We start from the raw sequence: 20971 nt of genomic DNA, 5'->3' as shown, positions 1-20971 counted from the left end.
GCGCCGGCCCTTTCCAATTGGGCCGTCAGCCGGCCGGACGCGGCTCCGCCGCCGGGACGATGCCGTCCGCCAGCAGCCCGTGCAGCTGCTCGAGATAGCCGTCGCGGGACCGCGCCGTCGGGTCCGAGGTCATGACCACGGTCAGGCCGAGATCGGGCACGACATAGACCATCTGCCCGCCGAAGCCCCAGGCGTAATAGACCGGATGGCCCTGCGCCTCGGTGATGAACCAGCCATAGCCATAGGCATGGCCGGTGAAGGGCGACCGGGTGCGCGGCGTCCATGACGCCTCGACCCAGCCCTCGGGCAGCACCCGCTTGCCGTCGATCACGCCGCCCTGGCGGTACAGCTCGCCGAAGCGCAGCAGGGCGCGGGGTGACAGCACCATGTCGTTGCCGCCGACATGGATGCCCTGCGGGTCGCGCGGCCAGTCCGGGATGGTGATGCCCAGCGGCCGGCCCAGCCAGTCGCGCATCAGCGCCAGCGTGCTGCGGCCGGTCAGCCGGGTCAGCGCTGCCGACAGCAGATGGCTGTCGCCGGTCGAATACAGCATCCGCCCGCCGGGCCGGTCGATGAAGGGCCGGGCCAGGATGTAGCGCACCCAGTCCGGGCTGCTGGTCCAGCGCCCGTAATTCGGGCCCGAGGTGCGGTCGAGCCCGGCCCGCATCGACAGCAGGTGGTCGATGGTGACCTGGACCAGCAGCGGGTCCGGGTCGGCCGGCAGCTCATCGGCCAGAATGGACGCGACCGGCTGGTCGAGCCCAGTGAAGACGCGGCGCTCGAGGGCGATGCCGACCAGCGCCGACAGGACCGATTTCGACGCCGACTTGATGTTGACCGGCCGGTCCAGCCCCGGGCCGCGGAAGGCGCGCTCCGCCACGGTCACGCCGTCCCGTGCGATGATCAGCGCCCGCAGCCGCGGCAGCGCCGCTGCCCGCTGCAGCACCGCCTCCAGCCGGGCCGGGGCGAGCCGCGGCTCCGGCGCCGTTGCGACGATGGACGTGGGAGTGGCCTGGGCGACGGACGGCGCCGCCACCAGCAGGAGACCGGACGCGATCAGGGGCAGGAGTCGCCGCATCCCGCGAATGTGGGCCCGGCACAGCGAAGCGCAAGAGCCTCCTCCGTAAGTCGCGTTTCCGTCGCCGGCCTCCGAGCCTAGGCTCGATGGATTCACAGCAACGGAGACTGGTGATGCCGTGGCGCTGGCTGATCCCGATCCTTCTGGTCGCCGGCCCCGCCGCGGCGCAGACGCCGACGGCGGTATTTCCGTTCGAGCTGGCCGACACCAGCGGCGAGACTGCCTCGTCCGGCCACGATGCGCGGATCGCCCTGGCCACCGATCAGCTGGCCCGCAAGCTGGAGCAGTCCGGCCGCTACCGGCCGGTCGACCTGACTCCGCTGGCGGCGAAGGTTGCGGCGACGGCGCCGCGCTACCAATGCAGCGGCTGCTGGCTGGATGTCGCCCGGGAGAGCGGCGCCGACCTCGCGGTGCTGCCCGTCGTCCACAAGGTTTCGACCCTGATCTCGACCATGGACATCTGGGTCGCCGACCTGCGCAGCGGCCAGTACGTCGCTCATGTGCAGGGCCAGATCCGCGGCGACACGGACGCGGCCTGGCTGCGCGGCGTCGACTTCCTGGTCGATGAGAGGCTGCTGCGGCGGCAGCCATAAAAAAAAGGGCCGGCGCTGGGGCCGGCCCCTTCACAGTCCTGCCGAAACGCGCGGTGCGGTTACTTCACCGGCTCGACATTCGTGCCGACGCGCTTGAACAGGGCGTAGCCGGACTTGGTGCGGTCGCCCTTGGCGTCATAGGCGATGTCGCCGATCACGGTCTTGTAGTCGGTGCCGTCATGCAGCGCCGCCGCGACCTTCGCCGGATCGTTCGAGCCGGCCTTCTTCGCCGCCTCGGCCCAGACCTGGACCGCGGCATAGGCGTAGAGGGTGTAGCCGGCCGGGTCGATGCTCTTGGCCTTCAGCGCCGCGACCACGTCCTTCGCCGCCGGGTTGGTTTCGGGCGGGTTGTCGACGGTCAGCAGCACGCCCTCGCCGGCCGGGCCGACGATCGACCAGAAATCCTGGGCGTACAGGCCGTCGCCGGAGATGAACTGCGCCTGCAGCCCCTGGTCGCGCATCTGCCGCAGCAGCAGGCCGGCCTCGTTGTACAGGCCGCCGTAATAGACCACGTCGACGTTCTGGGACTTCAGCTTCGAGATCGTGGCCGAGTAGTCGAGCTCGCCCGGCGTGATCGTCTCATACGCCGTCTCCTTCACCCCGGCGGCGTTGAGCGCCGCCTTGGTGGCGTCGGCCAGGCCCTTGCCGTAGGTGGTGGAGTCCTGGACGAAGGCGATCTTCTTGTCCTTGAACTTGTCGGCGATATAGGCGCCGGCGACGTTGCCCTGCTGGTCGTCGCGGACGACCGTGCGGAACACGGTCTTGTAGCCCTTCTCGGTCAGGTCCACCGCGGTGGCCGAGGGGGTGATCATGATGATCCCCTCCTCGTCATAGATCGGGGCGGCGGCGACCGTGGCGCCCGACAGGGTGTGGCCGACGACCGCGACCACCTTCTTGTTGACCAGGTCGTTGGCGACCTGCACGGCCTGGCGCGGGTCGCCGGCATCGTCGCCGAACTCGACCACGATCTTCTCGCCATTGACCCCGCCGGCGGCGTTGATCGCCTCGACCGCCGCTTCGACGCCGCGCCGCTCCTGCAGCCCGTAGGGCGCGTTGCCGCCGCTCAGCACGAAGGCGGCGCCGATGGTGACGTCGGCCCAGGCGGCCGATCCGGCGAAGACGGTGGCCAGGGCCAGGGCCGAGGCCATCGTCCCGCTGCGGAATCTGCTCATGCGAATCTCCCCTCTTCACTTCGGCGGGCCGGATGCCCGCACTTTGTGCTGAGGGTAAAGCGATTGCAGGCCCGGCGGGAATTCGTTTGTTGCGGAACCGGCGTTTCGGCCCGTCCCGGTTTCGTTTCGATCGGCCGGCCGGACCGTTCCATCAGGAAAATATCCCGGCCGCCACAATCGGTCGGATCGCGCCGAATCAGACCGTCTCGGTCACCTTGCTCAGGTTGCGCGGCGCGTCGGGCGACAGGCCGCGGGCCACCGACAGGGCGGCGACGAAGGGGTAGAAGGCGCCGATCGCCAGGATCGGGTCCAGCGCCGGGTGCAGCGGCGGCGGCAGCGGCAGGGTGGCGCCCTCCACCCCCGGCGCGCCCGCCAGCAGGACGTTGGCGCCCAGGCCGCGGAACTCCGCCGCCATCTTCAGCACGCTGTCCCGCCCGCCGTCGTTCGGGGCATAGGCCAGCACCGGGTAGCCGGCTTCGACCAGCGCCTTCGGCCCGTGCATGATCTCGGCCGCGCTCATCGCCTCGGCCTGCAGGATACAGGTCTCCTTGAACTTCAGCGCGCTCTCCTGGGCGATCGCCAGGTTCAGGCCGCGGCCCGCCACCATCATCCGGTCGGCCTTCACCAGCGCTTCGATGGCCGGCGACCAGTCGCTGCGCACCGCCTTCTCCAGCGCCTCCGGCAGCCGCTGCAGCGCGGCCTTCAGCTCCGTGTCCTCGGCCCATTCGGCGACCAGCCGGGCGGGGACCACCAGGCTGGCGATGTAGGATTTGGTCGCGGCCACGGCGCGCTCGCGCCCGGCATGCTGGTCCAGGACGATCTCCGCCGCCTGGGCGGCCGGGCTGTCGGTTGAATTCAGGATGGCGACGGTCAGCGCCCCACGCTCGCGGGCGCGGCGCACCGGCGTCACCAGGTCCGGGCTGCGGCCGGACTGCGACACGGCGATGGCCAGGCTGCCCTTCAGGTCGAGATCGGAATGGCCCAGCGTCTCCAGCGACGGCGGCAGCGACGCGGTGACCACGCCCAGCCGGCTGCCCAGCAGATAGGCGGCGTAGGTCGCGGCATGGTCGGAGCTGCCGCGGGCGATGGTCACGGCGAAGCGCGGCCGGTCGGCACGCAGCCGGGCGGCCAGGTCGCGGACCAGATCCGCGTCGGCGGCCAGCAGGTCAGCGATGCGGGCGGGCGCCTCGCGCGCCTCCTCAAGCATGATCGAGGTCAATCGACTCTCCTTCGACATGGACGCTGGTGACCCGCAGGCCGGCGTCGAGAACGACGATGTCCGCCCAGGCGCCGGGCGCCAGGCGGCCGCGATCGGCCAGGCCGAGATATTCGGCGGCCAGGGTCGAGGTGCGGCGTGACGCCTCCTCCGGCTTGAGGCCGATGGCGACGAGGTTGGCGAAGGCCTGGTCCATGGTCAGGCAACTGCCGGCCAGGGTACCGTCGTCCAGCCGCACGCCGTTGCCGCATTTGCGCACCGTGTGCCGGCCCAGCCGGTAGTCGCCGTCCGGCATGCCCGCGGCGGCGGTGGCGTCGGTGACGGCATAGAGCGACGGGATCGCCCGCAGCGCCGCCCGGATGGCGCCGGGATGGACATGCAGCAGGTCGGGGATCAGCTCGGCATGCTCGGCATGGGCCAAGGCGGCGCCGACGATGCCGGGGGCGCGGTGGTGCAGCGCCGTCATGGCGTTGAACATATGGGTGACGCCGTCGACTCCGCGGGAGAACGCCTCGGCCGCGGTCTCGTAGTCGCAGGAGGAATGGCCCAGCTGCACCCGGATGTCGCGGGCGGCCAGGAAGGCCTGCAGGCTTCCGTCCGGATCGGCCTCCGGTGCCCAGGTGACGACCCGGATGTCGGCGCGGTCGCAGAAATCCGCCATACGCGCGAGATCGGCCGGGATGGCGAAGGGCGGCTGGGCGCCCAGCCGGTCCGGGCTGATGAAGGGGCCTTCCAGATGCACGCCCAGCACCCGCGCCTCGCCCGGCCGCCGTCCGGCGACGACCCGGCCGGCGCCGTCCAGCGCGGTCTCGATCTCCTCGACCGGCGAGGTCATGGTGGTGGCCAGAAGCGCGGTGGTGCCGTGCCGGGCATGGGTGCGGGCCAGGGTGCGGATCGAGGCCTCGCCCTCCATCGCGTCGGCGCCGCCGCCGCCATGGCAGTGCAGGTCGATGAAGCCGGGCAGGATCATCGGGCCGTCATCCGGGCCGTCGACCGGCTCGACGCTGCGGATATGGCTGTCGAATGCGATGCACCCGGCGACCCATCCCCCGGGCGTCAGGATGCGGCCTTCGAGGGTTCTAGCCCACATTTCTCGCCCCCCTTGCGTCCTGCGTCGCCTTGCGGTGAGTCGAGTGAGGGCGCGGGCCGCGAAGAGCGTATAGGGACATACGGTCGAGCGGCCCGCGCCCGCAGGCGGCCGCCGCAAGGCGACCCTCCGGGCCGGTTGAACATGCCGACATGGTGCGTCGAACGGCTTGCGCGATGCGCTGCATCGCGCTGCGCCGCTCTCCTGCCCTGTCGGCATGTTGAACCGGCGCAGGACGCAAGGGGGGCGAGAAATGCGGGCTCATCATGCGTCGCTCCAGGCTTCGCCGGGGGCCAGGGACCGGGCCAGCAGCACGGCACCGTCGCGGGCATCGCCCAGCGGCGGGCGCAGCCGGGCGGTGATTGTCGGGTCCATATAGGGGCGCAGCGGCACGGCCAAGCTGCCGCCGGCGCAGAAGGGCAGGGTGCCGTCGGGGTCCAGGGCGCGGGCCAGCCGGTCGACCTCGCGCCCGGCCGCCTGCATCAGCCGCACCGCGGCGGGGTCGCCCTGTTGTGCCAGCCGGACCACGATCGGCGCCAGCGTGGCGTATTTGGTCGACGGCGCCTGGTAGGTCCAGGACAGCAGCTCCGGCCCGGTGGCGCCGCAGGTCTCGAACATGGCCCGGTGCAGGGCCGAGCCGCCGGGCGGGTCGACGTCGCGGCCGTCCAGCAGTTGCAGCGCCTCGCCCAGCGCCTTCAGGCCCAGCCAGGCGCCACTGCCCTCGTCGCCGACCGGGAAGCCCCAGCCGCCGACCTGGCGGGTGGTGCCGTCGGCGCTGAGGGAGCCGCCGACCGTGCCGGTGCCCAGCGCGATGGCGGCGCCGGGCTGGCCGCCATGCGCGCCCAGCGTCGTGGCATGGGCGTCGGAGCACAGGCGCAGGCGGGCGAAGCCGGGGGCCTTGGCGCGGAACTCGGTGCGCTTGTCCGGCCGGCCGGTGCCGGCCAGGCCGCAGGCGAGCACGGCGGCGCCATAGTCCGCCTCAGCGACACCGGCGGCGGCCAGCGCATTGCGGATCTGGGCCCAGGCGCCGTCGACCCCGAGGGTCAGGCTGGACGGGCCGGCCGTGCCCTCGCCCAGAACGCTTCCGTCCGGATCGACGGCGCGGAGCCTGGTGCCGGTCGCGCCGCCATCGACGCCGATATGGATGCGGATCGCCATGCCCTGGTCCTGGATGCTGTCGCGCGGGGGACGCTAGCAAGCCGCGCCGTCAGCGTCATCGCGCCAGATGGTCTATACCAGTCGTGCGGCGGCCGGGCCACAGCGAATGGCGGTTCCCCCAGGAGCGATTTCGAGATTACTGTTCCAAGAGTTGGAACGTTTGGAACGGCCACATGGCAGGGACGGAAGCGGCAACGGTCGACCTGGCGCCGGACAGCTTCGAGGCGCTGCGCGGCGCCATCGCCGCCCGCTACCCGGCGCTGAGCAAGCGGCTCAAGACCATCGCCGAATTCGCCCTGGCCCATCCCGACGTGATCGCGCTGGAAACGGTGGCGGTGATCGCCGCCAAGGCCGAGGTCCAGCCCTCGGCCCTGGTCCGCTTCGCCCAGGCACTGGGCTTCGACGGCTTCTCGGAGATGCAGCGCCTGTTCCGGGCCCAGCTGGTCGAGCGGATGCCGAGCTATGAGGCACGCATCCGCACGCTGGACGCCCGCTTCGGTGGGGCCGAGACCTCGTCCGGCCCGCTCAACGCCTTCATCGACATCTCGGTCGGCGCGCTGGAGCGGCTGCGCGGCGATGTCGACCCGGCCGTGTTCGCCCGCGCGGTCGACATCCTGGCGCGCGCCGACTGCATCCATCTGGCCGCCCAGCGCCGGTCCTTCCCGATCGCGGTCTACCTCTCCTACCTACTGGCCCAGCTCGACCGGCCGGTGCATCTGCTCGACAATTTCGGCGGCATGCTGGCGGAGCAGTCGCGGGCGATCCGCCCCGGCGACGCGCTGTTCGTCGTCACCTTCCGCAGCTACGCCCCGGACGTGCAGGAGGTGGCCCGCCGAGCCCGGGCTGCCGGGGTGCCGATCGTCGCCATCACTGATAGCGACCTCAGCCCGGTCTACCCGATCGCCGATGCCTGCTTCGTGGTGCATGAGGGCGAGATCGACGCCTTCCGCTCGCTCTCGGCCACGCCCTGCCTGGCCCTGACCCTCGCCGTCGCGCTCGGCCGCCGGCACGAGGCGCAGGAGGGCTGACTGGCCCACTCTCCGTCCTTCGGCGTAGTCCCGTCCGCCTTTAGCGGCCTTGATTAGACTTCATTTACTGTCGATCCTCGATCGAGGATCGGGGAATATTGAAGCACATGCCATGTGCGCAGTGAAATCCCGGCCGGTCGAAGATGTGTTGGCGCGACGTCGATTGCCGACGGTGCGGTGACGCTTGGTCGCAATGGAGGCCGATTTGCTGACACTGTACCAGGCAATGGAGCAGCGGCAGAACAACTTCCACCTATGCCGCATGATCGGCGCGTTGTTCATCATCTTCGCGCATTCGATCGAGATCAATGGCATGGAGCGATACTATCTGGAGCATGATCCAGCCTTCTGGTCGGCGCTGATCTTGATCGGCAAGAATGCGCTGCGACTGTTCTTCGTCTTCAGCGGCATCATGGTGGCGATGAGCCTGGACAGGCGGGCCTCACTCAGCAATTACGGCTCGGCCCGGTTGATGCGGATCGTCCCGCCGCTGCTGCTGTTTTCGGCCGTCATGGTGTTTGTGATCGGACCGCTGATGACCAGCCTGCCGGTCCTGGACTATTTCAGCCGGCTGGACACTTGGCTTTACCTGCCGAAGGCGTCGAGCGGACTGTTCGTGCCCGACCTGCCCGGAATGTTCGAGACCGTGCCGTATCCGACCCTGGTCAACCCGTCGCTGTGGACGCTGCTCTACGAGATCGGCTGCTACATCGTGCTGGCACTGCTGTCGGTGGCCGGATGGCTGTCGCCCCGGCGGCTGCCGCGGACATTGGCCGTCATCGCCGCGCTTTATTTCGGCATCACCTTCGGCACCGACCTGCGCCTGATCATACCCGTCGACGCCACGGCCGGTTTCGGCATCAGCTTCATGATCGGCGTCGCGCTATACCACTACCGCCGCTGGGTTCCGGTGTCCCTCTGGCTGGCCGCGCTGTTCGGCGGACTGACGCTGCTGCTGCGGGGCACGGCATGGACGGAGCTGACCTCGATTCTGGCCTGCGCCGCCGGCGCGCTTTGGCTCGCCCTGGTTCCGAAAGGCTGGATCCTCGGCTACAGCCGGGTCGGCGAGCTGTCCTATGCGACCTATGTCTGGCACTGGCCGATCGGGCAGATCCTGATCAGCCTGTGGCCTGGCCTGTTGTGGCCACAGCTTTTCCCGCTGATCGTGCTGATCACCCTGCCGGTGGCCTTCCTGTCCTGGACTCTGGTGGAGTTGCCGGCGCTGCGCCGCGTCCCGGCGACCGGGCTTCTGATCCGCCGGGCAGCGAAGGCGCTGAGGTTGCCGGTCCCGCTGCGCACGGGGCCTCCGGCAGAGATGGCGGCATCGCCGAGCAGCAGCGCACCCTAGAGAAACCGCGCGGCCAGCAGCAGGGTGCCGGCGTCGGTGCAGCCGTGCAGCCGGCCGTCGTCGAGAATGCGGTCCAGCTCGGCGGCCAGGTCGGGCGCCGGGGCGACGGCCTCCAGATGCCGCCGGGCCGTCGCCTCCAGCTCGGCCAGCGACCGTGGGCTCAGCTCTAGCCGGCAGGCATAGTCGATCGCGAGCGGGCCGCTGGCGAGCAGCGGGTCGATCAGGTCGCGTGGGTTGGGGCAGGGGTTGTGCACCATGCCGAGCCGGCGGTCGATCCGCTTCCGCCAATCGTCGAGGTCGCGCATCACCCGCTGCGACGGCAGGGCCTCGTCGTACCAGCCGTCCAGGACCAGGACGGCGCGCCGCGCCACCCGGGCCGCCTCGCGCAGGGCCCGCGGCAGGTGCTCGACGTGATGGGCGACGTATTCCAGGGTAACGACGTCGAAGCTGCTGTCGCCGAAGGGCAGGGCTTCGGCCCGGCCGGGCTGGACCTCCAGCCCCGCCGCCCGCGCGCGCTCGGCGGCCGCGTCCTCCGGTTCCAGGCCGACGCCGCGCACGCCGTCGGTGGTGACGGCCCGCAGCAGGGCGCCCTCGCCGCAGCCCACATCCAGCACCGAGGCCGGGCGGAGGCCGTGCAGTGCGGCCAGGAACTCCTGCTTGCCGTCCCGGGACGGACGGGGCGCGGGCTCCGTCCGCGGCACCATCATGGTCGGCGTCATGCGCGGCTCCTCCCTTGCTTTGGGAAGGCTAGGCCGCTCGATGGGCGTCCGATACCGTAGGGTCTGACAGAATATGTGCTGGATCGGACATAGCGAGAATCGCGACGTGGAGAGCTGGATCCAGGTCGAGCGCGGCTCTTTCCCGGCCGGCTTCTCGGGCGCGTGGCACGATCATCCGCGGGCGCAGCTGATCTATCCGGGCCGCGGCGTCATGGTGTTGCACACCCGCCACGGGCAGTGGGTGGTGCCGCCGCTGCAGGGCTGCTGGCTGCCGGCCGGCGAGGAGCACCGGGTCGAGACCTCCGCCGGGTTCGAGATGCTCAGCGCCTATTGCCGCGGCCCGCTGTTGCGCCGGCTGCCGGAGCGCTGCGGCGTCGTCGCGGTCAGCCCGCTGCTGCGCGAGGTGATCCTGGCGCTGGAGGGCGCGACGGGCCGGGCCCGGCACCGCCTCTGCCTGGTCTTCGCCGACGAGATGCGGCTGGAGCCGGCGCCACGGCTGTTCCTGCAGCCTTTGGCGTCGCCGGCACTGCAGGCGATCGAGGCGGCCCTGGCGGCGGAGCCCGGACATGCCGGGACGCTGGCCGGTTGGGCGGCGCGGCTGGGCACCACCACCCGGTCGCTGGCCCGGGCGTTCCAGCGCGAGGCGCGGATGAGCTTCACCGCCTGGCGCCGCCAGGTCCGGCTGCGCGCCGCCCTGGTCCGGCTCGCCGAAGGGGCTTCGGTGACCGCGGTGGCGCATGAGCTCGGCTTCGGGTCGGCCAGCGCCTTCATCCGCGACTTCCGCCAGGCCACCGGCCTTACGCCGCGACGTTATTTCCAGGCCGCGGCGCCTGCCATGCGCGAAACGCCCGGGACGGCAGCCTTGCCTTTCGGTAACGATGGCGGACGCCAACGAACAGCCGGAGGACGCCGCCCGTGATCCCCAACTCCACCGCCGCGCGGGACGTCGCCTACCTGCTGCACCCCTACACCAATCTCAGCGCCCATCGCGAGACCGGGCCGATGGTGATCAGCCGCGGCAAGGGCATCCACGTCTATGACGAGGAGGGGCGCGAATACATCGAGGGGCTGGCCGGCCTGTGGTGCGCCGGGCTCGGCTTCGACCAGGAGCGGCTGGTCGAGGCGGCGACGCGGCAGATGCGGCAGCTGCCCTTCTACCACGCTTTCGGCGGCAAGGTGCCGGACGTGCTGGTCGACCTGGCCGAGGCGCTGATGGCGATCGCGCCGAAGCCGCTGGAGCGGGCGCTGTTCGTCAATTCCGGCTCCGAGGCCAACGACCTGGCGGTCAAGATCGCCTGGTACGTCAACAATGCGCTGGGTCGGCCGGAGAAGAAGAAGATCATCGCCCGCCGCAAGGCCTATCACGGCGTCACCGTGATGTCGGGCAGCCTGACCGGCCTGGCCTATGCCCAGGACGGCTTCGACCTGCCGGTCGGCCGGGTGGTGCATGTCGACACGCCGCACCACTACCACGGCGCCGAGCCGGGCGAGAGCGAGGAGGACTACGCCACCCGCCTGGCCGCGCAGCTGGAGGCGACGATCCAGGCCGAGGGGCCGGAGACGGTGGCCGCCTTCATCGCCGAGCCGGTGATGGGCGCGGGCGGCGTGATCGTGCCGCCGCGCACCTATTTCGAGAAGGTGCAGGCGGTGCTGCGCCGGCACGACATCCTGTTCATCGCCGATGAGGTGATCTGCGGCTTCGCCCGCACCGGCAACTGGTTCGGCTGCGACAGCTTCGGCATCCGGCCGGACATCATGACCGTGGCCAAGCAGCTGTCGGCTGGCTTCCTGCCGATCGCGGCGACACTGGTCTCCGGACCGGTCTACGAGGCGCTGGTGGCGGGCAGCGACAAGCACGGCATGTTCGGCCACGGCAACACCTATGGCGGGCATCCGGTGGCGGCGGCGGTGGCGCTGGAGACGCTGAAGATCTACCGCGAGATGGACATCGTCGGCCGCGTCCGCCGGGTCGGTGCGGCGATGCAGGAGGGGCTGCGCCGCCATGCCGGTCATCCGCTGGTCGGCGAGGTGCGCGGCCTCGGCCTGATCGCCGGGGCCGAGCTGGTGGCCGACAAGGCCGCGCGGACCAATTTCGACAAGGCCCGCGGCATCGGCGCCGGCCTGGTCCGCCGGGCCCAGGCGCATGGCCTGCTGACCCGCGCCATGCCGGGCGACGTCATCGGCTTCTGCCCGCCGATGATCATCGACGAGGCCGGCGTGGCCGAGATGCTGCACCGCTTCGAGCTGGCACTGGACGAGACCTGGTCGGCGCTGCGCGAGGCCGCCTGATGGCCGCCGATGCGCTGCCGCCCGTCGACGCGATCGTCGATCTCGCCCGCCGTGCCGGCCGGGTGGTGATGGAGATCTACAACAGCTTCGACGGCGCCAGCCTGCGCAAGGATGACGGCAGCCCGGTCACCGCCGCCGACCATGCCGCCGAGGCGCTGATCCTGCCCGGGCTGCGGGCCCTGCTGCCGGGGGTGCCGGTGGTGGCGGAGGAGCATTGCGCCGCCCACGGCGTCCCGGCGGCGGCCGATCGCTTCTGGCTGGTCGACCCGGTCGACGGCACCAAGGAGTTCCTGCGCCGCAACGGCGAGTTCACGGTCAATATCGGCCTGGTGGTGAACGGCGTGCCGGTGCTGGGCGTGGTCGAGGCGCCGGCCTTCGACCGCCGCTTCTGGGCGGCCGGTGGCGAGGCGTGGCAGCAGCAGGGCGACGAGGCGCCGCGGCGGATCGCCGTGCGGCCGACGCCGGCGGAGGGGCTGGTGGTGCTGACCAGCCGGTCGCATCGCGATGACCCGAAGCTGGACGCGGCGCTACAGGGCCGCCGGGTGGCCGAGCGGCGGGTCCTCGGCAGCTCGCTGAAGATCGTGCTGATCGCGGCGGGGGAGGCGGATCTCTATCTCCGCTTCGGCCCGACCATGGAATGGGACACAGCGGCGGCCGATGCGGTGCTGCGCGCCGCCGGCGGCGGCATCGACGACGTCTCCGGCCGGCCGCTGGCCTATGCCAAGCCGGGCTTCCTCAATGCCGGCTTCGTCGCGCGGGCGGCTGCGGCGGGCTGACCTGCCGGGCTCCGAAGACCGACATCGACAGCAAAACGGCCGTCCTACCAAGTGGGACGGCCGTTTTGCTGTTGCCGGACCCCGGATGAAGAAAGGGGCGCCCCGAAGGACGCCCCGATCTCCCGATGGGATCTTTAAAGACCGTACTTAGTTCAGGACGATCTCGACGCGGCGGTTCTGCGGCTCGCGCACACCGTCGGCGGTCGGGACCAGCGGATCGGACTCGCCGACGCCGCGGGTGACGATCAGGCTGTCGGCAACGCCGTCCGCGACCAGCTCGCGGCGGACCGACTCGGCGCGACGCACCGACAGGGCCTGGTTGTACCGGTCCGAACCCGAACGGTCGGTGTGGCCGGTGACGTCGATGCGGGTGGTCTTGCCCTGGAGGGCGTCAGCAGCGGCCGAGGCCACGATCTGCTTGGCTTCCGGGGTCAGACGCGAGCTGTCGAAGTCGAAGAACACCAAGTAGCTGCGGGCGGCAACCGTCTCGACCACTTCCTGCGCGGCCGGGGCCGGGGCGAAGGTGTAGCGCACGCCCAGCAGGATGGTGTGGTTGTTGCTGGCGTCGTACTTCAGCTTGATGTTCTGGTCGCTGAAGGTCGGCTTGGTGTTGCCGAAGTAGCGGTACTCGAGGTTGAAGGCGATGTTCGGCTCGAAGTTGTACGACACACCGGCGATGCCCTGATAGGCGAACTGGGTGTTGAAGTCGTTGAACTTGGCCCCGCCGCCCTTCAGCTCGGAGTCGAGCATGGCGACGCCGACGCCGGCGCCGATGTACGGCACGAACGGCGAGCCGAAATCGAAGTCGTAGTAGCCGTTCGCCATGATGCCGATGGTGCGGAAATGACCATTCTTGGCAAAGGTCTGGCCGCCGAACTTGGCTTCCTTGACATCGTTGGTGCGCAGGCTGACTTCAGCATCCGCACGGAACGAACCCCAGTCGTAACCGAGGTAGATGTTGCCGGCCGGGCCGACGTCGTATTCGGACTTGCCGTCGACGTTGCTGCCCTTGACGTTCCAGCTGTCATTCTGGCGAATGTTGACGCCAGCACCGGCGCCGACATAGAGACCGGTGGCCTGATACTCCTGCGCCATCGCCGGGGCTGCAACGAGCAGGGCGGCCGCACCGACGGCGTACATCACGTTCTTCTTCATATCCAATACCTCGCTGATCACGGTTCAACCGAGGTCTCGTCCCCCGCTTCCTTCAAGGGCTGCGACCAGACCGCTCCCTTTGGATGTACGATGGTCGAACGTAGACCGCAATTGAAATGGACCTTGCTGTTGCGAATTTCGCGCAGTGTTGCAGCGATGCACCACCGGCCCGCACGGCCATTCCCGACCGGGGTTAACCGATTGTTCGGATTTTAGAAACTGAAAAACACCAGCGTCGGCGGAGCGGCGCGAATGCAACACGGCGGCAACGTCCCTGGAATCGGGCGGCATCGGGGTGGTTTGGAGATTTGCAAGCGAGTCCGGACAGTTAGCTTGAGATCTGTGGCTGGATCGTCACCGCAGTCATATCGCCGGTCCGGCACGGCGGATTCGCGCCGAATCAGAGCTCCGGAGAAACCACCCGAGTCCCGTGAATCACCCGTCCTCAGCGCAGCCGGTCCCGCACCAGCCGGGCGATGCCGTCAGCCCGCTGACCGGCGACGGCCAGCAGCCGGTCGCGGCTGTCGGCATAGATTTGGCGGCGGGCAGCGTCGTCGAAGCCGCGCAGATTGACGTCGACGGCATACAGCACCGCCTCGACCGCCCCATGCAGCGTCGCCGCCCCGGCGCCGACATCGCTGACGATCTGGGTCGCCGCCAGCGTGGCCGCCTGGCTGGCCAGGTCGAGTCCCTCCAGCGCAGTCTGGGCCGCGTTCAGCGGCACCTCGGTGGCGGCGATGGTCGCCTGCCGCAGCGCGTCGCGGCGGGCCGCCTTCTCGTCCTCGGTCGCCTTCGGCAGCTTCAGCGCCGCCATATAGGCGTCGAACACGGCCATGTCGGCCTCGGCATGGGCCGACAACTCGGCGATCAACCGCTCGCCCGACAGGATCAGCGTGTCCAGGAAACTCCGGTCGGCCGTCTTGTTGGCGGTGATGCGCAGCGCCATCACCACCAGGCCGAGGCCGAGCGTCGCCGACACCATCGCCGCCGAACCGCCACCGGGGGTCGGCGAATCGCTGGCCAGCGTGTCGCGGAAGGTGGCCAGCGGCCAGCGCCACAGGCTGTCCTCGGTCTCGGCGGTCATCGCAGTCTCCCGGCGCGGCGCTGCAGCTCCACCGCCTGCAGCAGGTTGCTGAAGATCAAGGTCGCGGTCAGCGGCCCGACGCCGCCCGGCACCGGCGTCAGCGCCGCGACGACCGGGCGGACGCTGTCGGCATCGACATCGCCCACCACCCGGCCGTCGACCACCGAGATGCCGGCATCGACCACCACCTGGCCCGGCCGGACCGTGGCCCCGCCGACCAGCCCGGGCCGGCCGGCGGCGACGAAGACGATGTCGGCGGCGGCGACCGCGGCGGCCAGGTCGCGGGTGCGGCTGTGGCACACCGTCACCGTGGCGTCGCGGTTGACCAGCATCGGCGCCAGGGCCCGGCCGACGGCGCGGCCGCGGCCGACCACCACGGCACGGGCGCCTTTCAGGTCGGCCGCGGTCTCGGCCAGCCGGATGCAGGCGGCCGGGGTGGCCGGCAGCAGCGCGTCGGCCTCGCGCCCGGCGGCGATCAGGCCGAGATTGTAGGGCGTCAGCCCGTCGACATCCTTCAGCGGGTCGAGCTGCCGGATCGCGATCTCGACATCCAGCCCCGCGGCCAAAGGCAGCTCCAGCAGGATGCCGTGCACCCCGGGATCGTCCGACAGCGCGGCGATGCGGGCGTCGAGCGCGGCCTGGCCGCCGGCGGGGTCGACCGTCTCGACCCGGAAGCCGAGGCCCAGCGCGTCGGCGGTGCGCTGCTTGGCGGCGGCGTAGCGGGCGACCGCGGCGTCGTCGCTGGCCACCACCACGGCCAGGCAGGGGCGGAGGCCGGGCGGCGTCTCCGCCAGGATCCGCGATCGGATCCGCTCCGCGATCGGCTTGCCCAGCAGGGCGGCGGCTTCGGCCATGGCGAGGTCCCGTTCAGACGTCCGGCCCGGCATACACCATCGCGGCGCCGCCCGGCTCGACATTTCCGCCGGACAAGGCCATAACGCCGCCGCCTCGCGCCACAGGGGCCGCGACACCGATCGGCCGATTCGCGGCGAAACGTGATCCCGGAGCAAGCCATGACCCCTGTCCTGTTCGCGCTCGGCACCAATCTCGGCGACCGCGAGGCCAATCTGCGCCGGGCGATCGCCTGGCTGCGCCGCGAGACGACGGTCGACGCCGTCTCCGCCGTCTATGAGACGGCGCCGATGTACGACACCGACCAGGGCGCCTTCCTCAATATGTGCGTCGCCGCCCGCACAGGGCTCGCACCCGAGGCGCTGCTGGCGCTGCTGAAGGCGGCGGAGGCGGAGATCGGCCGGGTTCCCAGCCGCCCTAACGGGCCGCGGCTGATCGATCTCGACCTGCTGCTCTACGGCGACCGCGTCGTCGACCGGCCGGAGCTGGTGGTGCCGCATCCGCGGATGGCGGAGCGCGGCTTCGTCCTGGCCCCGGCCGCCGACGTTGCCGCCGGCTGGATCCATCCGGTCGAGGGCCGCAGTGTGGCCGCGCTGCTGCAGGCGCTCGGGCCGCTGCCCGACGTGGTCCGGCGCGACGATCTGCGGCTGGATTAGCCAGCGCCTGCGGCCTCTCCCGCTGGGTGGGACTTTTCTGGAATGCCGCCGTTCGAGCCAATCCATCCCTTCTTCTCTCCCCCTCCCCTCGTGGGAGGGGGCAGGGGGTCTCGCCGTCAAGGCCGGCCTGAACTCTGACGCTACGGCCATGGCGGCAAGGCCTGTTCTCTGCGCAGTCGCGCGCGGACGCGCGCAGCCACCTCCCCCTGGCCCCCTCCCCTTGCGGGCTACGGGATTCACGGAAGTTTTGCCTGTGTTGCGAGGGCATAGCCATGGAGCATAGGGGCGAGCCGTTTCCATCCATTGTGCATGGTTTTGGGACCCGGTGGCTTGCCGTAGCAGTTCCATCCGCCGAGGCGAGCGGTGACCCAGGAGAGGAAGGCGAGGCTGGTGGGGGCATGGGGGTTCTTCTGGCGCGGGGTGTTGCCTTCGAGGGATCGAGAGATGGCGGCAAGTGGAGCGAGGAGGTCGGGATCGACCACGTCGGTGGCCGGCCTGGGGCTGCCGTCGCGGGCATCGACGAGTTGCAGGGTGCGGACTGCGGCGGCCAAGCCCATGGCGGCGAGGATGAACAGCCGCTCGGCATCGGCGAGTTGAGTGTCTTCGAGGCCCAGGCCATCGCTCTTGAGGGCACGAAAGACCTGCTCGATGCGCCAGCGCAGGCGATAGAGATCGATGATCTCGGTGGCGGCGTCGGCGCCGTCGGCGGGATGGGTGGTGAGCAGGCGCCAGGCGATGGCCTGCTTCGGGTCGGGCGGATCGATCTCGATGGCCTGGACCAGCGTCAGGGTTACGGTGCGCACCGCGCCCGGTTCGGCCTTGCGGCTCTTCGGACGGGCGATCTGCACGCTGCCCGCCTTGATCGCGAGGGTCGCTTCACGGCTGCGCTCGCCCGGTCGGCTCGGCGGCACCAGGATGCGGCGGCGCGTCAGCTCCGGGGCATCGTCCAGGGCGGCGAACAGCCGGCCGCCGCCGGCCAGGCTGCGGTTCTGCGCCGACCGGAGGATCAGGTCGAGATTGTCCGGGCGCTCGGTGAACAGCTCCCAGATGTCGCTCTCGCGGTCGGCGATCATCGTCACCGCCGCCGCCTCGGCCAGCACCCGGGCCGCGGTGGTGCAGCCGTCGTGCCAGCGCATCGATTCCTTTTCCGCCAGGGCCCGGCCACGCCGCTCGCCCACCGGCACCGAGCCTCGCGTCCAGATCTGGGCCCCGACCAGGCCGATCACCGCCTCTTCCTCCACATCCACCGCAATCACCGGATGCAGGAAGAAGCCGGGGTCCTTCCCGTTGCCCCCAGGACCCAGCCCGCGCCGCTTGGCCGCCCGACCCTTGAAGTTGACCTCGCTCGTATCCTGGATCGCCACCACCCGGCGCCCCACACACTGCTGGGCTGTCCGCGACGCCAGCGTCTCCACGATCCCTTCCACCGAGCTGTACGGCGACGACAAAAACCGGTGCACCGCCATCTCTCCGGCCCGCGTCCCGCCAAGCTCGCGCACCACCAGCGATCCCGTCGCCACGATCTGCTCGATCAACCACTCGGCTCGCGCTGCCACCCGGATGTCGCCCAGCCCAAACGTCACGGCAAAGTCTCCTCTCGGCTTGACTTCGCCTTGAATCACACCTCCCTCCACACGCAAATCACTTTCGTGCATCCCGTAGCCCCTTGCGGGAGGGGGCAGGGGGAGGCTGCGTTCGCGATGCTGAAGGTTGGTGAAGCGGGTGAGTTTGCCGGCGGTCACCCCGTGTTCGGCGACTTGGGCTTGCGGCGGCCGGCGCCGGCCGAGCGAGGCTCGGGCGGATCCTCCGGATCATCGTCCTTGCCATCCTCCGGCGGTATGAAGCCGTAATGCTCCATGGCCTCGTCGGCCATCTCCAGCCAGCGCTCCACCTCCGGCGGGAAACCTCAGCGCCGGCACAGGGCCGCCACCGCGACCTCGGGCCGGCTGGCTGCGATCAGCTCGGCCACCTCCGGCCGCTCGACCCGCTCGCAGACTTCGGCGACGCGGCGGTCGACCTCCTCATCGTCCTCGGACACCTCATAGGCGGCAGCCAGCATCGCCAGCTTCACCCGCAGGTCGTGCCAGTCCTCCTGGGCCGATTCGCGCTTCGCCGCGGCCTTGCGCCGCTCGTCGCGATGATTGGCGAACTTGTCCTCCAGCAGCAGGGTCAGCCGCAGCGACTTGGTGATGACGGCGATCCGCTGGCCATAGTCGACGCCGGGCTGCGGCGCCTCGACCGCCTCGGTGCGGGTCGCCTCCATGATCTCCATGTGGATCTCGGCCGCCCGGGCGAGCATGCGCAGATGCCGCGCCGCCCGCTCCTCCTGGGGAGTGGCCGGGGCTTCCGACATCCGATCGGTCTGCGCCTTGTCCATAGAACGTAGCATGAACAAGATCGCAGATTAATACAATTGAACAATGTGTTAACTGCAATCTCAAGGCCCGCCCCGTCTCCGATCTAGCCGGCCTCCGGCGGTGCCGGCCCGGCCGAGCCGCGCTCGACCAGCTCCGGCACGCCCAGCTGCGACGGCGGCGTCTCGCCGCGCAGCAACGCCAGGACCTGCTCGGCCAGGCGCTCGCCGAAAGAGCGCTGCGAAGTGCGGAAGGTGGTCAGGGGCGGGTTGGCCAGCGCCGCGATCGGGATGTCGTCGCAGCCGATGATCGAGACGTCGACGCCGACCAGGAGGCCGGCGGCGCGCACAGCCTCGGCGGCGCCGAACGCCATCTCGTCATTGCCGCACAGGATCGCCGTCGGCCGCGGCGACAATTCCAGCAGGGCCTGGGCCTGGCGCCGGCCGGTCTCGGCGGTGTAGTCGCCGCAGCGGTGCCAGGCCGGGTCGGCGGTCAGGCCGGCCTCGGCCAGCCCCTGCTGCCATCCGAGCAGCCGCTGCCGGCTGGCATTGACCTGCGCCGGCGTGTTGATCAGGCCGATGCGGCGATGGCCGCGGGCGGCCAGCCAGGCGGTCGCGGCCCGGCCGCTGGCCCGGTGGTCGGCGTCGACGAAGGGCGTCTCCGGCCGCTCGCCGTCGCGGCCGAGCATGACGAAAGGGAAGTCCAGCCGGCGCAGATAGTCGGCGCGCGGATCTTCAACCCGCACCCGGGTCAGGATCACCGCGTCGACCCGCCGGCCTTCGACCAGCCGGCGCAGCACCTCGAGCTCCTGGCAGTCCGGCGCGGCGCCCGCAACCAGCACGGCATAGCCCGCCGGGGCCAGCACCGCGTCGATGCCGGTCAGGAGCGGCAGGAAATAGCTGTCGACCAGGCCGGCGGGTGACGGCGTCAGCAGGAAGCCGACCGCGTCGGTCCGGCCGCGGCGCAGGGTGCGGCCGAGCGCATTCGGCATGTAGCCGACCTCGGCCGCCGCCGCCACCACCCGCTTGCGGGTGTCGTCGGCGACGTCGCTATGGCCATTGAGCGCGCGGGAGACGGTGTAGGTCGACAGTCCGAGCGACCGGGCGAGTTCGACGATACCCACCCGTTTGCGATCCGCCATGCGCCCGTCCCGTGGTCAGTCCTCGAGGCCGGCGAACAGCAGCACCATGGCTGCGGTCGAGGAGGCGTCGGCGCCGCCGAGCCCCTCGCCGGTGATCGGGTCGAAGTATTCGCGGAAGCCGCTGCGGGCGGCAACGGCCATGCTGTCGCGGCGGATGCGCGCCGCCAGGTCCTGCCGGCCGGCGCGCTTGATCCCATCATAGAGCATCCAGTTGACCGGCAGCGAGACTGCGCCGCGCCAGGGGCGCCCGGGATCGAATTCGGGCTGGCCGGGCCCGACGCTCGGCACCGCGACGGCGGCCTGGTCCAGCCAATGCTCCAGCCGGGCCGGCAGGGCCGGGTGCCGCGTCGCCAGGGCCGGATCGGCGTAGAGCGGCAGCAGGCCGCCGATGCCGGACTGGCCGATCGGGCGGCCGCTGCCGGCGTCGCGCGAGTGATAGGCGCCGTCGGCCCTGACCCAGCACGCCTCCAGTGCCGCCCGGGTCGTGGAGATCATGCGGTCGACCTCGGCCATGCCGGCGCGGTCGTCGACCATGTCGAGCAGGAAACGCAGGTCGCGGTTGGCGCGCTGCAGCATGGCGTTGAAGCCGATGTCGGCGACCCGGAAGGGGGCCGGCGCGGCGTCCCAGGCCGGGCTGCCTGCCATCGCGCTCTCCTCGGGATCGATGATCGCCGCCAGGCCGGTGCCCTCGAGGTCCCGCGCCGCGGCGAACCAGCGGTGCCAGGCCAGCAGCTTCGGGGCCAGAGTTCGCAGGTGGGGGCGCGACCGCCGCACCCCGAAGCGCTCGAACAGATGGCGGACGGCGGTGGTGGCGACCGGCGGGTGGGTGAGGGCCGTCCCGCCATCCGGGACATCGCCGGCGTCGCCGCCATGGACCAGGATGTGCGGCACCATGCCGTCCGGCTCCTGCCCGCCCAGCAGGGTCTCGATCTCGGTCCAGGCGCGATCCTCGTCGAACTGGGCGAGGCCGATCGCGGCCAGGCTGGAGTCCCAGTTCCGCTGCGCCGCGGCGGGGCTGGCGGCGGTCGACACGGTATGGCCGCCCCGGTCATTGGCCCGGAGGACGGCGATGGCGGCTTCGGTCAGCTCAGCAGTCATATGCTCGCGGTCGGTTTCGGCGGGCCGGCAACGGCGGCGAGTGATTATCTAAAGCTTTAGGATAAATAAACATAAAAGCAAGTCGCGGTGATCGGGCTTTGCCGCGAGCCCCTTTACCGCGAGGCGGCGGACGGCCACACTGACCGGCATGAGGCGCTCGGCGTTAT

The 20971-nt window shown here is 70.7% G+C and carries 21 protein-coding genes; 7 read left to right on the top strand and 14 right to left on the bottom strand.

The genetic code is table 11. From position 1 onward, the window contains the following. Positions 1 to 25 precede the first annotated feature (25 nt). The gene (locus QFZ27_RS01690) at positions 26 to 1078 is read right to left on the bottom strand and encodes a serine hydrolase domain-containing protein (protein WP_429224349.1); all 1053 of its coding nucleotides are present in this window, start codon (positions 1076 to 1078) and stop codon (positions 26 to 28) included. 113 nt (positions 1079 to 1191) lie between these two features. Between QFZ27_RS01690 and QFZ27_RS01685 the strand changes: the two genes are divergently transcribed. Then, positions 1192 to 1671 carry a DUF3280 domain-containing protein gene (locus QFZ27_RS01685; protein ID WP_429224348.1) on the top strand — a complete coding sequence of 160 codons (480 nt, stop codon included), beginning with the start codon at positions 1192 to 1194 and terminating at the stop codon, positions 1669 to 1671. Between the two features lie 59 nt (positions 1672 to 1730). Here QFZ27_RS01685 and QFZ27_RS01680 read toward each other — a convergent pair whose 3' ends face one another. The 4 genes from QFZ27_RS01680 to QFZ27_RS01665 all read right to left on the bottom strand — a co-directional run bounded on the left by QFZ27_RS01680 (position 1731) and on the right by QFZ27_RS01665 (position 6304). Then, positions 1731 to 2843: a branched-chain amino acid ABC transporter substrate-binding protein gene (locus tag QFZ27_RS01680; protein ID WP_429224347.1), complete on the bottom strand. Its 1113-nt coding sequence runs from the start codon at positions 2841 to 2843 to the stop codon at positions 1731 to 1733. Positions 2844 to 3039: 196 nt separating this feature from the next. Beyond that, entirely contained in the window at positions 3040 to 4062 is a 1023-nt protein-coding gene (locus QFZ27_RS01675; protein ID WP_429224346.1) for an SIS domain-containing protein, read from the bottom strand. Next, a complete protein-coding gene (gene nagA, locus QFZ27_RS01670; protein WP_429224345.1) occupies positions 4043 to 5149 on the bottom strand; it encodes an N-acetylglucosamine-6-phosphate deacetylase in 1107 nt (368 codons plus the stop codon). Before nagA ends, QFZ27_RS01675 begins: the two co-directional genes overlap by 20 nt. 261 nt (positions 5150 to 5410) lie before the next feature. After that, entirely contained in the window at positions 5411 to 6304 is an 894-nt protein-coding gene (locus QFZ27_RS01665) for a glucosamine kinase nucleotide-binding domain-containing protein (RefSeq protein WP_429224344.1), read from the bottom strand. Positions 6305 to 6477: 173 nt separating this feature from the next. Between QFZ27_RS01665 and QFZ27_RS01660 the strand changes: the two genes are divergently transcribed. Beyond that, entirely contained in the window at positions 6478 to 7332 is an 855-nt protein-coding gene (locus QFZ27_RS01660) for a MurR/RpiR family transcriptional regulator (protein ID WP_429224343.1), read from the top strand. Between the two features lie 205 nt (positions 7333 to 7537). Continuing rightward, positions 7538 to 8680, top strand: a complete 1143-nt coding sequence (locus tag QFZ27_RS01655) for an acyltransferase family protein (RefSeq protein ID WP_429224342.1) — start codon at positions 7538 to 7540, stop codon at positions 8678 to 8680. Here QFZ27_RS01655 and QFZ27_RS01650 read toward each other — a convergent pair. Further along, positions 8677 to 9399 (bottom strand): class I SAM-dependent methyltransferase, encoded by a 723-nt coding sequence (locus tag QFZ27_RS01650; RefSeq protein ID WP_429224341.1) that lies wholly within the window; start codon positions 9397 to 9399, stop codon positions 8677 to 8679. The genes QFZ27_RS01655 and QFZ27_RS01650 overlap by 4 nt on opposite strands. Before the next feature lie 106 nt (positions 9400 to 9505). Here QFZ27_RS01650 and QFZ27_RS01645 point away from each other — a divergent pair, with 106 nt between their 5' ends. Genes QFZ27_RS01645 through cysQ form a run of 3 tightly spaced genes read left to right on the top strand, consistent with a single transcriptional unit; the run spans position 9506 to position 12464 of the window. Continuing rightward, entirely contained in the window at positions 9506 to 10318 is an 813-nt protein-coding gene (locus QFZ27_RS01645; RefSeq protein ID WP_429224340.1) for an AraC family transcriptional regulator, read from the top strand. Then, entirely contained in the window at positions 10315 to 11688 is a 1374-nt protein-coding gene (locus tag QFZ27_RS01640) for an aminotransferase (RefSeq protein WP_429224339.1), read from the top strand. Before QFZ27_RS01645 ends, QFZ27_RS01640 begins: the two co-directional genes overlap by 4 nt. Next, positions 11688 to 12464 (top strand): 3'(2'),5'-bisphosphate nucleotidase CysQ, encoded by a 777-nt coding sequence (gene cysQ / locus QFZ27_RS01635; protein WP_429224338.1) that lies wholly within the window; start codon positions 11688 to 11690, stop codon positions 12462 to 12464. Before QFZ27_RS01640 ends, cysQ begins: the two co-directional genes overlap by 1 nt. Positions 12465 to 12611: 147 nt before the next feature. Here the strand turns inward: cysQ and QFZ27_RS01630 are convergent, their stop codons facing one another. The 3 genes from QFZ27_RS01630 to QFZ27_RS01620 form a co-directional block, all read right to left on the bottom strand. Next, positions 12612 to 13619, bottom strand: a complete 1008-nt coding sequence (locus QFZ27_RS01630) for an OmpA family protein (RefSeq protein WP_429224337.1) — start codon at positions 13617 to 13619, stop codon at positions 12612 to 12614. A gap of 445 nt (positions 13620 to 14064) precedes the next feature. Continuing rightward, positions 14065 to 14703: a cyclodeaminase/cyclohydrolase family protein gene (locus QFZ27_RS01625; RefSeq protein WP_429224336.1), complete on the bottom strand. Its 639-nt coding sequence runs from the start codon at positions 14701 to 14703 to the stop codon at positions 14065 to 14067. Continuing rightward, the gene (locus QFZ27_RS01620; RefSeq protein WP_429224335.1) at positions 14700 to 15557 is read right to left on the bottom strand and encodes a tetrahydrofolate dehydrogenase/cyclohydrolase catalytic domain-containing protein; all 858 of its coding nucleotides are present in this window, start codon (positions 15555 to 15557) and stop codon (positions 14700 to 14702) included. The genes QFZ27_RS01625 and QFZ27_RS01620 overlap by 4 nt, the downstream gene beginning before the upstream one ends. 159 nt (positions 15558 to 15716) lie before the next feature. On the opposite strand from QFZ27_RS01620, the gene folK reads away from it, so the two are divergent. After that, positions 15717 to 16211, top strand: coding sequence for a 2-amino-4-hydroxy-6-hydroxymethyldihydropteridine diphosphokinase (folK, locus tag QFZ27_RS01615; RefSeq protein WP_429224334.1), 495 nt, complete (start codon positions 15717 to 15719; stop codon positions 16209 to 16211). Between the two features lie 236 nt (positions 16212 to 16447). Here the strand turns inward: folK and QFZ27_RS01610 are convergent, their stop codons facing one another. The 5 genes from QFZ27_RS01610 to QFZ27_RS01590 form a co-directional block, all read right to left on the bottom strand. Then, positions 16448 to 17794: an IS4 family transposase gene (locus QFZ27_RS01610; protein WP_429224333.1), complete on the bottom strand. Its 1347-nt coding sequence runs from the start codon at positions 17792 to 17794 to the stop codon at positions 16448 to 16450. A 155-nt stretch (positions 17795 to 17949) separates the two neighbouring features. Further along, positions 17950 to 18084, bottom strand: a complete 135-nt coding sequence (locus QFZ27_RS01605; RefSeq protein ID WP_429224332.1) for a hypothetical protein — start codon at positions 18082 to 18084, stop codon at positions 17950 to 17952. Positions 18085 to 18117: 33 nt separating this feature from the next. Then, positions 18118 to 18600: a hypothetical protein gene (locus tag QFZ27_RS01600; RefSeq protein WP_429224331.1), complete on the bottom strand. Its 483-nt coding sequence runs from the start codon at positions 18598 to 18600 to the stop codon at positions 18118 to 18120. Positions 18601 to 18671: 71 nt separating this feature from the next. Further along, positions 18672 to 19706, bottom strand: a complete 1035-nt coding sequence (locus tag QFZ27_RS01595) for a LacI family DNA-binding transcriptional regulator (protein ID WP_429224330.1) — start codon at positions 19704 to 19706, stop codon at positions 18672 to 18674. A 15-nt stretch (positions 19707 to 19721) separates the two neighbouring features. Then, the gene (locus tag QFZ27_RS01590) at positions 19722 to 20804 is read right to left on the bottom strand and encodes an MGH1-like glycoside hydrolase domain-containing protein (protein ID WP_429224329.1); all 1083 of its coding nucleotides are present in this window, start codon (positions 20802 to 20804) and stop codon (positions 19722 to 19724) included. Between the last annotated feature and the right edge of the window lie 167 nt (positions 20805 to 20971).

The organism is Inquilinus ginsengisoli (assembly GCF_050434925.1).
Taxonomy (GTDB): Bacteria; Pseudomonadota; Alphaproteobacteria; order DSM-16000; family Inquilinaceae; genus Inquilinus; species Inquilinus ginsengisoli_B.
The sequence above is the reverse complement of the archived record's forward strand: the minus strand, read 5'-3'. Positions and strand labels throughout refer to the sequence as shown.

What these genes read in the sequence shown, in the direction of transcription:
- QFZ27_RS01650 (WP_429224341.1), bottom strand. Translation starts at nt 9,399, where the DNA reads ATGACGCCGACCATGATGGTGCCGCGGACGGAGCCCGCGCCCCGTCCG.
- QFZ27_RS01680 (WP_429224347.1), bottom strand. Translation starts at nt 2,843, where the DNA reads ATGAGCAGATTCCGCAGCGGGACGATGGCCTCGGCCCTGGCCCTGGCC.
- QFZ27_RS01620 (WP_429224335.1), bottom strand. Translation starts at nt 15,557, where the DNA reads ATGGCCGAAGCCGCCGCCCTGCTGGGCAAGCCGATCGCGGAGCGGATC.
- folK (WP_429224334.1), top strand. Translation starts at nt 15,717, where the DNA reads ATGACCCCTGTCCTGTTCGCGCTCGGCACCAATCTCGGCGACCGCGAG.
- QFZ27_RS01625 (WP_429224336.1), bottom strand. Translation starts at nt 14,703, where the DNA reads ATGACCGCCGAGACCGAGGACAGCCTGTGGCGCTGGCCGCTGGCCACC.
- QFZ27_RS01630 (WP_429224337.1), bottom strand. Translation starts at nt 13,619, where the DNA reads ATGAAGAAGAACGTGATGTACGCCGTCGGTGCGGCCGCCCTGCTCGTT.
- QFZ27_RS01665 (WP_429224344.1), bottom strand. Translation starts at nt 6,304, where the DNA reads ATGGCGATCCGCATCCATATCGGCGTCGATGGCGGCGCGACCGGCACC.
- cysQ (WP_429224338.1), top strand. Translation starts at nt 11,688, where the DNA reads ATGGCCGCCGATGCGCTGCCGCCCGTCGACGCGATCGTCGATCTCGCC.
- QFZ27_RS01690 (WP_429224349.1), bottom strand. Translation starts at nt 1,078, where the DNA reads ATGCGGCGACTCCTGCCCCTGATCGCGTCCGGTCTCCTGCTGGTGGCG.
- QFZ27_RS01605 (WP_429224332.1), bottom strand. Translation starts at nt 18,084, where the DNA reads ATGGCCGACGAGGCCATGGAGCATTACGGCTTCATACCGCCGGAGGAT.
- QFZ27_RS01595 (WP_429224330.1), bottom strand. Translation starts at nt 19,706, where the DNA reads ATGGCGGATCGCAAACGGGTGGGTATCGTCGAACTCGCCCGGTCGCTC.
- QFZ27_RS01660 (WP_429224343.1), top strand. Translation starts at nt 6,478, where the DNA reads ATGGCAGGGACGGAAGCGGCAACGGTCGACCTGGCGCCGGACAGCTTC.
- QFZ27_RS01600 (WP_429224331.1), bottom strand. Translation starts at nt 18,600, where the DNA reads ATGCTACGTTCTATGGACAAGGCGCAGACCGATCGGATGTCGGAAGCC.
- QFZ27_RS01685 (WP_429224348.1), top strand. Translation starts at nt 1,192, where the DNA reads ATGCCGTGGCGCTGGCTGATCCCGATCCTTCTGGTCGCCGGCCCCGCC.
- QFZ27_RS01590 (WP_429224329.1), bottom strand. Translation starts at nt 20,804, where the DNA reads ATGACTGCTGAGCTGACCGAAGCCGCCATCGCCGTCCTCCGGGCCAAT.
- nagA (WP_429224345.1), bottom strand. Translation starts at nt 5,149, where the DNA reads ATGTGGGCTAGAACCCTCGAAGGCCGCATCCTGACGCCCGGGGGATGG.